The sequence below is a fragment of the Pseudomonas sp. GW456-L12 genome (assembly GCF_059424045.1).
Genome location: NZ_JBWKZA010000009.1, coordinates 150,884 through 165,407, shown reverse-complemented (window position 1 = coordinate 165,407; position 14,524 = coordinate 150,884). Strand labels below are relative to the sequence as shown.

Here is a 14,524-nt window from a genome sequence, read left to right as displayed (position 1 = left end):
TAAGCCGTTGTGCGGCTTACTCTTGAGACTAGCTCCATCGTGCAAGGTTTAAAGGCGCTTCGTCGTGCTCCGGCGTTGCCCGCAGCCGTTCGCGTCAAGACCGCCCTTGCTAATAGCCATGTGCTGGCGGCACTCTTGGGGCTTACCAGGAGCCCCGAGTCCGCTGGAGAACAGGTAGATGACCGATATTGATGCGCGCTTGCGCGAAGATGTTCACCTGCTGGGTGAGCTGTTGGGCAACACCATTCGTGAACAGTATGGCGAGGGTTTCCTCGACAAGATCGAACAGATTCGCAAGGGTGCCAAGGCCGACCGACGCGGTTCGCTGGATGCCGAACTCAGCGCTAGCCTCAACCAGCTCAGCGAGGAAGAGCTGCTGCCGGTGGCGCGGGCGTTCAACCAGTTCCTCAACCTGGCCAACATCGCCGAGCAGTACCAGTTGATTCACCGTCGCGAGGAGACGCAGCCGGCACCGTTCGAGTCGCGGGTGCTGCCGGAACTGCTGGCGCGCCTGCGGGCCGAAGGCCATGGTGCCGAGGCGCTGGCCCGGCAGTTGGGACGGCTGGAGATCGAGCTGGTGCTGACCGCCCACCCCACCGAAGTCGCCCGCCGCACGCTGATCCAGAAATACGATGCCATCGCCGCGCAGTTGGCTGCCCAGGACCATCGCGACCTGACCTCGGCCGAGCGCGCGCAGATCCAGACACGCTTGCAGCGGCTGATCGCCGAGGCCTGGCACACCGAAGAAATCCGCCGTACCCGGCCGACCCCGGTGGACGAAGCCAAGTGGGGCTTCGCGGTGATCGAGCATTCGCTGTGGCAGGCCATCCCCAACTATTTGCGCAAGGCCGACCAGGCTTTGCACGCGGCCACCGGCATGCATTTGCCGCTGGAGGCGGCGCCGATTCGCTTTGCTTCGTGGATGGGCGGCGACCGTGACGGCAACCCCAATGTCACCGCGGCGGTGACCCGCGAGGTGCTGTTGCTGGCGCGCTGGATGGCCGCCGACCTGTACCTGCGCGATGTCGATCAACTGGCGGCCGACCTGTCCATGCAGCAAGCCAACGCGACATTGCGGGCACTGGCCGGCGACAGCGCCGAGCCGTATCGCGCGGTGCTCAAACAATTGCGCGAGCGCCTGCGGGCCACCCGCAACTGGGCCCAGGCCTCGTTGAGCGGTAGCGTGCCGGCGACTGCCCAGGTGCTGCAGAACAACCGCGAGCTGCTGGACCCGCTGGAACTCTGCTACGAGTCACTGCACGAATGCGGCATGGGCGTGATCGCCGACGGTCCGTTGCTCGACTGCCTGCGCCGCGCGGTGACCTTCGGCCTGTTCCTGGTGCGCCTGGACGTGCGTCAGGACTCCTCGCGGCACACCGCGGCCATGACCGAAATCACCGACTACCTGGGCTTGGGCCGCTACGGCGACTGGAGCGAGCAAGAGCGCATCGATTTCCTGATGCGCGAACTGGGCAGTCGCCGTCCGCTGCTGCCCGGTTACTTCAAGCCATCGGCCGATACCGCCGAAGTGCTGGCGACCTGCCGGGAAGTCGCCGCGGCCCCGGCGGCTTCGCTGGGCTCCTATGTCATCTCCATGGCCGGCGCGGCTTCCGACGTGCTTGCCGTGCAACTGCTGCTCAAGGAAGCGGGCGTGCTGCGGCCGATGCGCGTGGTGCCGCTGTTCGAAACCCTGGCCGACCTGGACAACGCCGGCCCGGTGATCGAGCAGTTGCTGCTTCTGCCAGGCTATCGTTCGCGCCCGCAGGGCCCGCAGGAAGTGATGATCGGTTATTCCGACTCGGCCAAGGATGCCGGCACCACTGCTGCCGCCTGGGCGCAGTACCGGGCCCAGGAGAAACTGGTGGATATCTGCCGCGAGCAGCAGGTCGAGCTGCTGCTGTTCCATGGTCGCGGTGGCACCGTGGGGCGTGGCGGCGGCCCGGCCCACGCGGCGATCCTGTCGCAGCCGCCGGGGTCGGTGGCGGGGCGCTTCCGTACCACCGAGCAAGGGGAAATGATTCGTTTCAAATTTGGCCTGCCGGACATCGCCGAGCAGAACCTCAATCTCTACCTGGCGGCGGTGCTGGAAGCGACCTTGCTGCCGCCGCCCCTGCCGCAGCCGGCATGGCGCGACCTGATGGACGAACTGGCCGACGATGGGGTGAAGGCCTATCGCGCGGTGGTGCGGGAGAACCCGCAGTTCGTCGAGTATTTCCGCCAGTCCACGCCGGAGCAGGAACTGGGGCGCCTGCCACTGGGCAGCCGGCCGGCCAAGCGGCGCGCCGGCGGCATCGAAAGCCTGCGGGCCATCCCGTGGATTTTCGGCTGGACCCAGACCCGCCTGATGCTGCCGGCCTGGCTGGGCTGGGAAACCGCCTTGAGCAAGGCCCTGGAGCGCGGGGAGGGCGAGTTGCTGGGGCAGATGCGCGAACAGTGGCCGTTTTTCCGCACGCGCATCGACATGCTGGAGATGGTGCTGGCCAAGGCCGACGCGGATATCGCCCGTTCCTACGATGAGCGATTGGTCGAACCGGCGCTGCTGCCATTGGGTGCCCATTTACGCGACTTATTGTCGCAGGCGTGTTCGGTGGTCTTGGGGTTGACCGGTCAGTCGCAGTTACTGGCACATAGCCCTGACACCCTGGAGTTCATTCGCCTGCGCAATACCTACCTGGACCCGCTGCATCTATTGCAGGCCGAACTGCTGGCCCGTTCGCGACGCCAGGACGGCGCCCAGGACAGCCCGGTGGAACAGGCGCTGCTGGTGTCTGTGGCGGGGATTGCCGCCGGTTTGCGCAATACCGGCTAAGGTAATTGCCGGGGTTTTCAGTGGCTTGGCACAGTACTTCGAGCGCTGGCCCGAGAGGGCTGGCGACCGTCGCCAGGCGACACTTTGTTATGGGGTTGCGACCAGCAATACTCTGTCGCCAGGGCATAAAGGCGGCGGGTTGCTCCGACTTTCGGCTGCTTGTGTGCGCTGTGTCGGCTGTGTATCTTGATCAGCCTTTGGCCGTTTGGGCGGCCACTATCCCATTTCCGAGATTGGCCCCACGAGGCGAATCCGAGCGTTTCTAAATAAAAAATTGAGGAGCACATCGATGCGCGTAATTCTGCTGGGAGCTCCCGGGGCCGGTAAAGGTACTCAGGCAAAGTTCATCACCGAAAAATTCGGCATTCCGCAAATCTCCACCGGCGACATGCTGCGCGCAGCGGTCAAGGCCGGCACCGAGCTGGGCCTGAAAGCCAAGAGCGTGATGGACGCCGGTGGTCTGGTCTCCGATGACCTGATCATCAACCTGGTCAAGGAACGCATCAGCCAGGCCGATTGCGCCAAGGGTTTCCTGTTCGACGGCTTCCCACGCACCATTCCTCAGGCCGAAGCGCTGGTCAAAGCCGGCGTCGAGCTGGACAACGTGGTCGAGATCGCCGTCGACGACGAAGAGATCGTCCAGCGTATCGCTGGCCGCCGTGTGCACGAAGCCTCGGGCCGCGTTTACCACACCGTCTACAATCCGCCGAAAATCGCCGGTAAAGACGACATCACCGGTGAAGACCTGGTCCAGCGTAAAGACGACACCGAAGAAACCGTGCGTCATCGCCTGTCGGTCTACCACTCCCAGACCAAGCCGCTGGTGGAGTTCTACCAGAGCCTGGCCGCCAGCCAGGGCAAGCCGAAGTACAGCCACATCGCGGGCGTCGGTTCGGTCGAGTCGATCACCGGCAAGGTGCTCGAAGCGCTGAGCTGATCAGTCGTACCGGCTTGATCTTCAACGGCCCGCTTGCGGGCCGTTGCTGTTTATAATGCGTCACTTTTTTCAACTCCCTCTGCCTTATGGAAACATCGATGAGCACCTTGCTGGCCCTGGACACCGCGACTGAAGCCTGCTCGGTTGCCTTGCTGCACGACGGCAAGGTGACGAGCCACTACGAGGTGATCCCGCGCCTGCATGCACAGAAGCTGCTGCCGATGATCCAGAAACTGCTGGCCGATGCCGGCACCAGCCTGCAGGCCGTCGATGCCATTGCCTTCGGTCGCGGGCCTGGGGCCTTTACCGGTGTGCGGATCGCCATCGGCGTGGTCCAGGGCCTGGCCTTCGCCCTGGAGCGCCCGGTGCTGCCGGTGTCGAACCTGGCGGTGCTGGCGCAGCGCGCATTGCGCGAACACGGCGCGACCCAGGTGGCCGCCGCCATCGATGCGCGAATGGATGAGGTCTACTGGGGCTGCTACCGCGAAGTGGCGGGCGAGATGCGCCTGGCAGGGGCCGAAGCGGTGCTGCCGCCGGAAGCCGCTGCGTTGCCGGCGGACGCCAGCGGCGACTGGTTCGGCGCGGGCACCGGCTGGGGCTACGCCGAGCGTATCGGGGTCAATCTCAGTGGCCAGGACGCGGGCATGCTGCCCCACGCCGAAGATTTGCTGACCCTGGCGCGCTTTGCCTGGGAGCGCGGCGAGGCGATCCCGGCGGACGAGGCGCAACCGGTGTACCTGCGGGACAAGGTGGCGACGCCAAAAGCGCGCTGACAGCCCGCTGCAGAGCTGTTCGCCATCACGAGCCCGCGTGGCGAGCGTGTCAATCGTCAGGTTTTCGTGCCAGTTTTCGATGGCTTTTAAACCTTTTGCATTTTCTGTGTTCTAGTTATCACTCGGGCATTTGCGTAGTCGGCTAGGTGCCGCTAAATTGCCATCATCGATATCGAGCATGTGATTATGCGCATAGACGGCATTTCCTCTCAGTCCTACCCCATCAAGCGCAAGCCTCGCAAAGGCAGCGTGCTGCTGGACGACTCCCTCGAGGACGCAGATGCCGTCGAAGTCCAACCCGAGACTCCTGCCCAGGCGCGCTCCCAGGCTTCTGCCGGGCGCACCAGCAATCTTCCCGCCCGTCCACAGGACATGATCTTCCAGCGCGCCATGAAAAGAAGCGTCGCCAACGCTCTGGCCAGCTACCTGACCACCGCCGGTTTCGTCGATTGGGATATGGAAGTGGTGGGTCTCGACCTGCACATCTGATGTTGCTGCCTTATTACCTCGGTTGTCCTTCCTGGAGCGAAAACGCCTGGCGTGAGTACCTGTACCCGGAAAGCGCGCGGCCGACGGATTTTCTCGGCCTGTATTGCCAGGTCTTCAATGCCGTGGAAGGCAATACCACCTTCTATGCGCGCCCCGCCGAGGCCACGGTGCAGCGCTGGGCGCAGACCATGCCCGAACATTTCCGCTTCACCGCCAAGTTTCCCGGCGACATCAGCCATGGCGGCGACCTGCGCGAACAATTGGGCGCGGCCGAGAGCTTCCTGCAGTTGCTCAGCCCGCTGGGCGAACGTGTTTCGCCGCTGTGGCTGCAACTGCCCGCGAGCTTCACACCGCAGCGCCTGGCGGAACTGGCGGGCTTTATCGACGGCCTGGAGCGGCCGTTGGCGGTGGAAGTCCGGCATCGGGATTTCTTCGCCAAGGGCGATGCCGAGCGCATGCTCAACCGCCTGCTGCTGGATCGTGGCGTGGAGCGCATCTGCCTCGACCCGCGCGCCTTGTTCAGTTGCACTTCCAGCGAGCCGTCGGTGCTCCATGCGCAATCGAAGAAACCCAAGGTACCGCCGCGCCCGGCCGCCTTCACCCAGTTTCCCCAGGTGCGCTTTATCGGTCATTCGGAGCTTGAGGCCAACGATCCGTTCCTGGTGCCCTGGATCGACAAGGTCGCCGGCTGGATCGAGGAAGGGCGAACCCCCTACATCTTCCTGCACACCGCCGATAACCGCCTGGCCGCCGAGCTGGCGCGGCGTTTCCATGCGCGCCTGATGGAGCGCCTGCCTGGATTGCCGGCCTTGCCTGAGCTATACAGAGAGCCCGCCGCGGAGCAACTCGGCTTGCTCTGAGCGGGATCATTTCCCTGCCCAGGAGTCCGCCAATGGATGCGCAAACCCTTCGTGCCCAAACCTTCAAGGCCCTGCATGAGCGTGATCGGGCTTTCGTGATTCCCAACCCCTGGGACGCGGGCTCCGCCAAGATGCTGGCCAGCCTCGGCTTCGAGGCCCTGGCGACCACCAGCGCCGGTTTCGCTTTTTCCCTGGGGCGCCCCGACGCCGAAGGTGCCTTGTCCCTGGAGGACACCCTGGGCAACGTTCGCGCCATAGTCGGCGCCAGCAGCCTGCCGGTGGCGGTGGACCTGGAGAACGGTTTTTCCGACAGCCCCGAAGGCTGTGCCCGGACCCTGCGCCAAGCGGCCGCCTGCGGGGCGGTGGGCGGTTCCATCGAAGACGCCACGGGCCGGGCCGATGATCCGATCTATGACTTCAAACTGGCGGTCGAGCGTATCGAGGCGTCGGTCGCCGCAGGGCGGCAATTGCCTTTTCCCTTTGTGCTCACGGCACGGGCGGAAAACCTGCTGCATGGCCGGCAGGACCTGTCGGACACCCTTCGCCGCCTGCAAGCCTATGCCGAGGCCGGCGCCGATGTGCTGTATGCGCCTGGGTTGCGCTCGGCCGAGGAAATCATCGCTGTGGTCCGCGCGGTGGCGCCCAAACCGGTCAACGTGCTGATGTCGGGCGGCCTGAAATTGACCCTGGCGCAGTTGAGCGAGCTGGGGGTGAAGCGGATCAGCGTCGGTTCGGCCCTGGCGCGGGCCGCCTATGGCGCCTTCTATCAGGCGGCGCAGGAAATCCGCGACCACGGCAGCTTCGACTTTGCCGACCAGGCTTTGCCGTTCGGGCAGATCAATCGGTTGTTCAAGGGCTGAGCGGGGCGGGAAAGCGTCGTTGCTGGCTGCGCTCAGGCTAATGAGTGTCTGACGCGGCTGGTTGAAGGTCAGGCGGCGATCCGCAGGTTCTGCAGGATCAGCGGACGCGCCCAGCCGGTATCGAAATCGAACTGTTTCTGCTGCTCGATGAGCTCTTGCGGCGGGAAGGGCGGGAAGGGTTTGTCCAGCAGCTCCAGTTCGAATTCGGCGATCGGCAGGTGCAACGGCCGCGGTTGCGGCGCCGGGCCCGGCTCGGGCAGGGGCTGGCCGGCATTGAGGACAATGGGGCGTACCCAGCCGCTTTCGAAGTCTTGCTGGTGTTGCTGGGCGGCGATTTCTTCCGGCGGGAACGGCGGAAACGGTTTGTCCAGCAGCTCGGTTTCGAACTCGGCGATCGGTAGGAACAACGGTTCCGGCGGGCGGATCTCGGTGTCCTGGACGTCGCAATGACGCTGGGTAACGATTTGCGCCAGCAGGTCGCTGCCGCCATGGGGTTCGGTCGGGCCGTCCACGGCCACCGGAGAATTGTCGTCAGTGACCTTCGTGCCATCGCCGCGTTGCTCGGCCAGCGCCTGGGCAAAAAAATCCTGCCACAGATGGCTGACGCCGCTCAGTGCCTGGGAATTTTTTAGGCCGTAATCGCCGTGGGGCGATATGACGCCAATGGATAGGCTTCGAATGTCTGACATTTCTCTCGGGTCGACGCTCAGCTCTGGCAAAATGCCGGATAGTTCTTTTATCGGCAGTTTTTGCCGATCATTAATTTTTTGAGCGTGTTTTCAGATGAGTGAGCAACCAGCGGCCTGCCGCATCAAAGTCGAGGCCTTGGCCGAGGCATTCCAGCCGCAGGCCGCGCATTGGGCCGAGCGACTGGGGCTGCCGTTGCAGATCGACGAGGCGGAGTTCGCCCTGCAGGTCGGCGAGCAGGGCTTGCAGCTGCAGCAGCTCGGCGCCGACGCGCCAGGGCCGGTGCGGGTGGACTTTGTCGAGGGTGGCGCGGCGCACCGGCGGCTGTATGGCGGCGGTAGCGGGCAGATGATCGCCAAGGCGGTGGGCATTACCCAGGGCGTGCGCCCGCGGATCCTGGATGCCACGGCGGGGCTGGGCAAGGATGCGTTCGTCCTGGCCAGCCTCGGCTGCGAGATGAGCCTGATCGAGCGCCAGCCCTTGATCGGCGCCTTGCTCGAAGACGGCTTGGCCCGGGCGGGAGAGGATTTCGAAGTGGCGCCGATCGTGGCGCGCATGCGCCTGCTCAAGGGCAACTCGATCGAGGTGATGCGCAATTGGGAGGGCGAGCCGCCCCAGGTGATCTACCTGGACCCGATGTTCCCGCATCGGGAAAAGACCGCGCTGGTGAAAAAGGAAATGCGCCTGTTCCGCCCACTGGTCGGGGACGACCCGGACGCCCCGGCACTGCTGGAGGCCGCCCTGGCCCTGGCCAGCCACCGGGTGGTGGTCAAGCGCCCGCGCAAGGCGCCGTGCATCGCAGGCCCCAAGCCGAGCCATGCGCTGGATGGCAAATCCAGCCGTTACGATATCTATCCGAAGAAGGCGCTCAAGGCCTGATCTTCATCGGTTTTTTCGCCAGCAAGCTCGCTCCTACAGAGACTGCGCATGACCTGTAGGAGCTTGCTCGCGATAGGGCCTTCAGGCTCGATACGCCCGCATGAACAACCCCACCACTTCCCGTACATGCTCCTCGGCGGCTTCGTCGCTCAGCAGCTCGCCGCAGCCGTAGAGCAGGCGAAAGTTCGCCGCGCCTTTGAGCAGGCAGAAGAAATGCTCGGCGGCATTGCGCGGTTTGTCGATGCGCAGGGCGCCGCTCTGGTCGATCCTCGTCAGCAGCCGTTCCATACCTTGCACCATGCGTTGTGGCCCGGCCTCGAAGAAGATCTGCGAGAGCTTCGGGTCCTGGCTGCCCAGGGCCATGATCAGGCGATGCAGGTTCAAGGATTCTTCGCTGTTGATCAGCAGGTGAAAGCCCCGGCCAATGTTCAGCAACACGCTTTCGATCGGCATGCCGGCCGGCAGCTCGAAGATCAGCGTTGGCAACTGTTCCTCGCACTTGGCCGCCACCGCGGCGGAGAACAGGGTCTCCTTGTCGTTGAAATGGCTGTACACCGTCAGCTTGGAAACACCGGCTTCGGCGGCTACCGCGTCCATGCTGGTGTTGGCGTAGCCATTGCTCAGGAACAGCGTTTTCGCGGCTTCGAGGATGGCCTGGCGTTTTGCCAGGTCCTTGGGGCGGCCGGGGCCGTTTGAGGTGGAAAGATTGTCGGACATTCTTCGCTTTAATACTGGACTGGTGAGTTTGCTATTAATAACATACCCGCCAGTATAATTATTCGAAGCACCCTTAGCGAAAGGTCCCCCACCATGTTCCGCTATGCCTTACCCCTCGCGTTGCCCGTCAGCCTGGCCGTTCTGCTGTCCGCGTGCGGACATGAAGAAACCGCGCAAACCACCGTTCGCCCGGCCATGGTGGTGCAGCCAGAGCCCGCGGCGCAGGCCATGGACAGCTACCCCGGCGAGGTCCGCGCGCGTTACGAACCGGACCTGGCGTTCCGGATTGGGGGTAAGGTCAGCCGACGACTGGTCGATGAGGGGCAGCGGGTGAAAGCCGACCAGCCATTGGCCGAGCTCGACCCGCAGGACGTGCGGCTGCAACTGGAAGCCACCCGGGCCCAGGTGGTGGCGGCCGAAGCCAACCTGAATCTGGTGCGCTCCGAGCGTGACCGCTACAAGACCTTGATGGACCGGCAACTGGTCAGCCGTTCCCAGTACGACAACGCCGAAAACCTGTATCGCTCCGGCCTGGCCCGGCTCAAGCAGATCAAGGCCGAGTTCGACGTGGCCAGCAACCAGGCCGGTTACGCCGTGCTGCGCGCGCCCCAGGATGGAGTCGTGGCCCGGCGCACGGTCGAGGTTGGCCAGGTGGTCGCCGCCGGCCAGACCGTCTTTACCCTGGCTACCGACGGCGAGCGGGAAGTGCTGATCAGCCTGCCGGAGCAGGGTTTCGGCCGCTTCCGCATCGGCCAGCCGGTGTCAGTGGAGCTGTGGAGCCAGCCCGACCAGCGTTTCGCCGGGCAGATCCGCGAGCTGTCGCCGGCCGCCGACCCACGCTCCCGTACCTTCGCCGCCCGCATCGCCTTTACCGCCGGCAAGGTCCCGGCCGAGCTGGGGCAGAGCGCCCGAGTGTTCATCCAGGCCGCGGCCAGTGTGCCGTTGTCGGTGCCGCTGTCGGCGGTGACTGCGGAGAACGGTGCCGCCTATGTCTGGCGGGTCGACGCCAACAACACCCTGAAAAAGACCCCGGTGCGTCTCGGCGCCTTCGGCGAAAAGAGCGTGCCGGTTCTCGAAGGCCTCGGCGTCAGCGACTGGGTGGTGGCGGCGGGTGTGCATGTGCTCCATGAGGGGCAGCAGGTGCGCCCGGTGGATCGCTCCAACCGCGTGGTCAATCTGGCGGCCAAGGAGTAATCCCCGATGGGTTTCAATCTTTCCGAATGGGCGTTGCGCAACCGCCAGATCGTGTTGTTCCTGATGCTGTTACTGGCCATTGTCGGGGCGCTTTCCTACACCAAGCTGGGCCAGAGCGAAGACCCGCCCTTCACCTTCAAGGCCATGGTGATCCGCACCAACTGGCCGGGCGCCACGGCCCAGGAGGTTTCCCGGCAGGTCACCGAACGCATTGAAAAGAAGCTGATGGAAACCGGCGAATACGAGCGCATCGTCTCGTTTTCCCGCCCGGGCGAGTCCCAGGTGACCTTCATGGCGCGCGACTCGATGCACTCGAACCAGATCCCCGAGCTCTGGTATCAGGTACGCAAGAAGATCAGCGATATTCGCCATACCCTGCCGCCGGGTATCCAGGGCCCGTTCTTCAACGATGAGTTCGGCACCACCTTTGGCAATATCTATGCGCTGACCGGCGACGGTTTCGACTACGCGGTGCTCAAGGATTACGCCGACCGCATCCAGATCCAGCTGCAGCGGGTCAAGGACGTGGGCAAGGTCGACCTGCTGGGCTTGCAGGACGAGAAGGTCTGGATCGAGCTGTCGAACGTCAAGCTGGCGACCCTCGGCCTGCCGCTGGCGGCGGTGCAACAGGCCCTGGAGGAGCAGAACGCGGTGTCCACCGCCGGCTTCTTCGAGACCAGCAGCGAGCGCCTGCAATTGCGGGTGTCCGGTAATTTCCAGAGCGTCGAGCAGATCAGCAACTTCCCGATCCGGGTGTCCGACCGCACCTTCCGTATCGGCGATGTGGCGGATGTGCGTCGCGGCTTCAACGATCCACCGGCGCCGCGCATGCGTTTCATGGGCCAGGACGCAATCGGCCTGGCCGTGGCGATGAAGGACGGCGGCGACATCCTGGTGCTGGGCAAGGCGCTGGAACTGGAGTTCGCCCGGATCCAGAAAAACCTCCCCGCCGGCATGGAGCTGCGCAAGGTCTCCGACCAGCCGGCCGCGGTGAAGACGGGCGTCGGCGAGTTCGTCCAGGTGCTGGTGGAAGCCCTGGCGATCGTGCTGCTGGTGAGCTTTTTTTCCCTCGGCGTGCGCACCGGCATGGTGGTGGCCCTGGCGATTCCGCTGGTGCTGGCGATGACCTTCGCCACCATGTACTACCTGGGGATCGGCCTGCACAAGATCTCCCTAGGCGCGCTGGTGTTGGCGCTGGGCCTGCTGGTGGACGACGCGATCATCGCGGTGGAGATGATGGCGATCAAGATGGAGCAGGGCTACGACCGGCTCAAGGCCGCCAGCTACGCCTGGACCAGCACGGCGTTCCCGATGCTCACCGGTACCCTGATCACTGCCGCGGGTTTCCTGCCGATCGCCACGGCGCAGTCCGGCACCGGCGAATACACCCGTTCGATCTTCCAGGTGGTGACCATCGCCTTGCTGGCCTCATGGATCGCCGCGGTGGTGTTCGTGCCCTACCTGGGCGAGAAGCTGCTGCCGGACCTGGCCAAGCTGCATGCGGCCAAGCACGGCAGCGCCGACGGCCAGCCCGATCCGTACGGCACGCCGTTCTATCAGCGGGTGCGGCGGATGGTGGAATGGTGCGTGCGCCGGCGCAAGACCGTGATCGCCTTGACCGTGCTGCTGTTCATTGCCTCGGTGATGCTGTTCCGCTTCGTGCCGCAGCAGTTCTTCCCGGCTTCCGGGCGCCTGGAGCTGATGGTCGACCTGAAGCTGGCCGAGGGCGCGTCCCTGAGCAACACCGCCGATCAGGTCAAGCGCCTGGAGGCGATGCTCAAGGATCACGCCGGCATCGATAACTATGTGGCTTACGTCGGCACCGGTTCGCCGCGTTTCTACCTGCCCCTGGACCAGCAACTGCCGGCGGCGAGTTTTGCCCAGTTCGTGGTGCTGGCCAAGACCATCGAGGAGCGTGAAAGCCTGCGCAGCTGGCTGATCGAAACCCTCGACGAGCAGTTCCCGGCCCTGCGCTCGCGAGTCACCCGCCTGGAGAACGGCCCGCCCGTGGGCTATCCGGTGCAGTTCCGCGTCACCGGCGAGCACATCGAAGAGGTGCGGGCCCTGGCGCGCAAGGTGGCGGCCAAGGTCCGCGAGAACCCCCACGTGGTCAACGTGCACCTGGATTGGGAGGAGCCGAGCAAGGTGGTCTACCTCAATATCGATCAGGACCGTGCGCGGGCCCTGGGCGTGAGTACCGCCAACCTGGCGAAATTCCTGCAAAGCTCGCTGACCGGTTCCAGCGTCAGCCAGTACCGCGAAGACAACGAGTTGATCGAGATCCTGCTGCGCGGGACCTTGCATGAACGCACCGAGCTGTCGCTGCTGTCGAGCCTGGCAGTGCCCACCGACAACGGCAAGAGCGTGGCGCTGTCGCAGGTCGCGACCCTGGAATACGGCTTCGAGGAAGGCATCATCTGGCACCGCAACCGCCTGCCGAACGTCACCGTGCGGGCCGACATCTATGGCAAGGAACAGCCGGCGACCCTGGTGCAACAGATCCTGCCGACCCTGGAGCCGATCCGCGCCGAACTGCCGGACGGTTATCTGCTGGACGTCGGCGGCACCGTGGAAGACTCGGCCCGCGGGCAGAACTCGGTGAAGGCCGGCGTGCCGCTGTTCATCGTGGTGGTGCTGACCCTGCTGATGCTGCAACTACGCAGCTTCTCGCGCACGGCGATGGTGTTCCTCACCGCGCCGCTGGGGTTGATCGGCGTGACCCTGTTCCTGATGGTGTTTCGCCAGCCGTTCGGCTTTGTGGCCATGCTCGGGACCATCGCGCTGTCGGGGATGATCATGCGTAATTCGGTGATCCTGGTGGATCAGATCGAGCAGGACATCGCCGCCGAGCTCACGCCGTGGCAGGCGATCATCGAGGCGACGGTCAGGCGCTTCCGGCCGATCGTGCTGACCGCGCTGGCGGCGGTGCTGGCGATGATCCCGCTGTCACGCAGCGTGTTCTTCGGGCCGATGGCGGTGGCGATCATGGGCGGGCTGATTGTAGCGACGGCGCTGACCCTGCTGTTCTTGCCGGCGTTGTATGCGGCGTGGTTCCGGGTCAAGAAAACCTGATTCGCCTGTAGGAGCGAGGCTTGCCCGCGATTTAGACGCCGCGGTGTGTCAGGCACACCGCGGCGTCTAAATCGCGAGCAATCGAGCGTCGACCGGCCACTCCTACAGGTAGGGGTTACAGGCTACCGAAGACTTTTTTCGCCAGGCTGGTGGCCGCTGCCGCCGGGTTCTCGCGAATGGTCGCTTCCTGTTTGCCGATCATCTCGAACAGGCCGTTGAGCGCCTGTTCGGTCACGTAGCTTTCGATATTCGCGTTCTTCGCATCCAGCACGCCGAAGGTGGCGGCCTGGCCGGCGAAGGCGTTGTACTGCTTGGCCAGGCCCACCTGGTCGGTGGCCTGTTTGACGATCGGCAGGAACTTCACGCGGATCTGTTCGCGGCTGGTCTTGCTCAGGTACTGGGTGGCGGAATCCTTGCCACCGCTGAGAATGCCCTTGGCGTCCTCCACGCTCATCTTCTTCACGGCATCCACCAGCAGCGCCTGGGCCTGCGGCACGGCGGCCTCGGCGGCCTTGTTCATGCTGGTCTCAAGTTCCTCGACCTGGGCGCCCATGCCGAACTGTTTCATTTTCTTCGCCACTTTGCCGAGGTTGCCCGGCAGTTCGATGCGCACGTCCGGGTTGTTGCTGAAACCGCCGGCGGTGCCCAGTTGTTTGACCGCGACCTGGGCTCCCTGGGTCAGGGCGTCCTTGAGGCCGCCGGTGGCGTCTTGCTGCGACAGGTCGCCGAGGGACAGCGCCAGGGCACTGGCACAGATCAGCAGGCCGGCGCACAGGCTGGTGAAGCGAAGGGAAGAACGGAGCATGGCAGCTTCCTTGTTCGAGAAAAGGGATTAGCGAACCGCGTCGACGCGGATTTTCAGCGGTTGCGGATCGCTGCCGTCGAGTTTCACCCCGTTGTGCTCGGTGGTGACGAACAGCAGTTTGCCAGCCACTTCGATCCGCGCGCTGACCGAATAACGGTGCCCGGGTTTGACCTGGGCCGGGTCGTAGCTGAGGTGGAAGGGCAGTGGCACCTGGCCTTTGACCGGGCCTTTCTGTTCGGCCAGCAGCACCGCGGGGGCATCGGCCAGCGACACGTCCTGCAGGCTGACGCTCAGGGTGGCGGCTGGCGGCAGGGCGATGCGTTGCAGGTAGAAGACTTCGCCATCGAGGCTGGCTTTGCTGGCAGGTTGCATGCTGTTACAGGCCCCGAGCAGGGTGGCAAGGGCGAGCAGGGTGAACTTTTTCATGTTGGATCTCCGTATC

Annotated in this window: 13 protein-coding genes; 9 read left to right on the top strand and 4 right to left on the bottom strand. The window is 64.5% G+C overall.

Annotation, left to right across the window (positions count from 1 at the left end; genetic code table 11):
- Positions 1-178: 178 nt before the first annotated feature.
- The 6 genes from ppc (at position 179) to AC07Y9_RS14475 (ending at position 6,728) form a co-directional block, all read left to right on the top strand.
- A complete protein-coding gene (ppc, locus tag AC07Y9_RS14500; RefSeq protein ID WP_102679273.1) occupies positions 179-2,809 on the top strand; it encodes a phosphoenolpyruvate carboxylase in 2,631 nt (876 codons plus the stop codon).
- 289 nt (positions 2,810-3,098) lie between these two features.
- Positions 3,099-3,746: an adenylate kinase gene (adk, locus tag AC07Y9_RS14495; protein WP_007927955.1), complete on the top strand. Its 648-nt coding sequence runs from the start codon at positions 3,099-3,101 to the stop codon at positions 3,744-3,746.
- A gap of 98 nt (positions 3,747-3,844) precedes the next feature.
- The gene (gene tsaB / locus AC07Y9_RS14490; protein ID WP_007927952.1) at positions 3,845-4,519 is read left to right on the top strand and encodes a tRNA (adenosine(37)-N6)-threonylcarbamoyltransferase complex dimerization subunit type 1 TsaB; all 675 of its coding nucleotides are present in this window, start codon (positions 3,845-3,847) and stop codon (positions 4,517-4,519) included.
- A 186-nt stretch (positions 4,520-4,705) separates the two neighbouring features.
- A complete protein-coding gene (locus tag AC07Y9_RS14485; RefSeq protein ID WP_009047187.1) occupies positions 4,706-5,008 on the top strand; it encodes a hypothetical protein in 303 nt (100 codons plus the stop codon).
- Positions 5,008-5,868, top strand: a complete 861-nt coding sequence (locus AC07Y9_RS14480; protein WP_102679272.1) for a DUF72 domain-containing protein — start codon at positions 5,008-5,010, stop codon at positions 5,866-5,868. The genes AC07Y9_RS14485 and AC07Y9_RS14480 overlap by 1 nt, the downstream gene beginning before the upstream one ends.
- A gap of 32 nt (positions 5,869-5,900) precedes the next feature.
- Positions 5,901-6,728, top strand: coding sequence for an isocitrate lyase/PEP mutase family protein (locus AC07Y9_RS14475; RefSeq protein ID WP_102679271.1), 828 nt, complete (start codon positions 5,901-5,903; stop codon positions 6,726-6,728).
- A gap of 68 nt (positions 6,729-6,796) precedes the next feature.
- On the opposite strand, the gene AC07Y9_RS14470 is transcribed toward AC07Y9_RS14475, so the two are convergent.
- Entirely contained in the window at positions 6,797-7,417 is a 621-nt protein-coding gene (locus AC07Y9_RS14470) for a hypothetical protein (protein ID WP_053259781.1), read from the bottom strand.
- 94 nt (positions 7,418-7,511) lie between these two features.
- Here AC07Y9_RS14470 and AC07Y9_RS14465 point away from each other — a divergent pair, with 94 nt between their 5' ends.
- Positions 7,512-8,294, top strand: a complete 783-nt coding sequence (locus AC07Y9_RS14465) for a class I SAM-dependent methyltransferase (RefSeq protein WP_102679270.1) — start codon at positions 7,512-7,514, stop codon at positions 8,292-8,294.
- An 81-nt stretch (positions 8,295-8,375) separates the two neighbouring features.
- Here the strand turns inward: AC07Y9_RS14465 and AC07Y9_RS14460 are convergent, their stop codons facing one another.
- On the bottom strand, positions 8,376-9,011 hold the full coding sequence (locus AC07Y9_RS14460; RefSeq protein WP_102679269.1) for a TetR/AcrR family transcriptional regulator: 636 nt from the start codon (positions 9,009-9,011) through the stop codon (positions 8,376-8,378).
- A gap of 93 nt (positions 9,012-9,104) precedes the next feature.
- On the opposite strand from AC07Y9_RS14460, the gene AC07Y9_RS14455 reads away from it, so the two are divergent.
- A complete protein-coding gene (locus tag AC07Y9_RS14455) occupies positions 9,105-10,205 on the top strand; it encodes an efflux RND transporter periplasmic adaptor subunit (RefSeq protein WP_102679268.1) in 1,101 nt (366 codons plus the stop codon).
- Between the two features lie 6 nt (positions 10,206-10,211).
- Positions 10,212-13,277: an efflux RND transporter permease subunit gene (locus AC07Y9_RS14450; RefSeq protein WP_102679267.1), complete on the top strand. Its 3,066-nt coding sequence runs from the start codon at positions 10,212-10,214 to the stop codon at positions 13,275-13,277.
- 115 nt (positions 13,278-13,392) lie between these two features.
- Here AC07Y9_RS14450 and AC07Y9_RS14445 read toward each other — a convergent pair whose 3' ends face one another.
- Entirely contained in the window at positions 13,393-14,082 is a 690-nt protein-coding gene (locus AC07Y9_RS14445; protein WP_007927927.1) for a DUF4197 domain-containing protein, read from the bottom strand.
- A 27-nt stretch (positions 14,083-14,109) separates the two neighbouring features.
- A complete protein-coding gene (locus AC07Y9_RS14440) occupies positions 14,110-14,508 on the bottom strand; it encodes a YbaY family lipoprotein (RefSeq protein ID WP_053259786.1) in 399 nt (132 codons plus the stop codon).
- Positions 14,509-14,524 lie beyond the last annotated feature (16 nt).

Bases quoted from the DNA above. Each gene is read 5' to 3' on its own strand.
- AC07Y9_RS14470 (WP_053259781.1), bottom strand. From the start codon at position 7,417: ATGTCAGACATTCGAAGCCTATCCATTGGCGTCATATCGCCCCACGGC.
- AC07Y9_RS14480 (WP_102679272.1), top strand. From the start codon at position 5,008: ATGTTGCTGCCTTATTACCTCGGTTGTCCTTCCTGGAGCGAAAACGCC.
- AC07Y9_RS14475 (WP_102679271.1), top strand. From the start codon at position 5,901: ATGGATGCGCAAACCCTTCGTGCCCAAACCTTCAAGGCCCTGCATGAG.
- ppc (WP_102679273.1), top strand. From the start codon at position 179: ATGACCGATATTGATGCGCGCTTGCGCGAAGATGTTCACCTGCTGGGT.
- AC07Y9_RS14455 (WP_102679268.1), top strand. From the start codon at position 9,105: ATGTTCCGCTATGCCTTACCCCTCGCGTTGCCCGTCAGCCTGGCCGTT.
- AC07Y9_RS14465 (WP_102679270.1), top strand. From the start codon at position 7,512: ATGAGTGAGCAACCAGCGGCCTGCCGCATCAAAGTCGAGGCCTTGGCC.
- AC07Y9_RS14485 (WP_009047187.1), top strand. From the start codon at position 4,706: ATGCGCATAGACGGCATTTCCTCTCAGTCCTACCCCATCAAGCGCAAG.
- AC07Y9_RS14450 (WP_102679267.1), top strand. From the start codon at position 10,212: ATGGGTTTCAATCTTTCCGAATGGGCGTTGCGCAACCGCCAGATCGTG.
- AC07Y9_RS14440 (WP_053259786.1), bottom strand. From the start codon at position 14,508: ATGAAAAAGTTCACCCTGCTCGCCCTTGCCACCCTGCTCGGGGCCTGT.
- tsaB (WP_007927952.1), top strand. From the start codon at position 3,845: ATGAGCACCTTGCTGGCCCTGGACACCGCGACTGAAGCCTGCTCGGTT.
- AC07Y9_RS14460 (WP_102679269.1), bottom strand. From the start codon at position 9,011: ATGTCCGACAATCTTTCCACCTCAAACGGCCCCGGCCGCCCCAAGGAC.
- AC07Y9_RS14445 (WP_007927927.1), bottom strand. From the start codon at position 14,082: ATGCTCCGTTCTTCCCTTCGCTTCACCAGCCTGTGCGCCGGCCTGCTG.
- adk (WP_007927955.1), top strand. From the start codon at position 3,099: ATGCGCGTAATTCTGCTGGGAGCTCCCGGGGCCGGTAAAGGTACTCAG.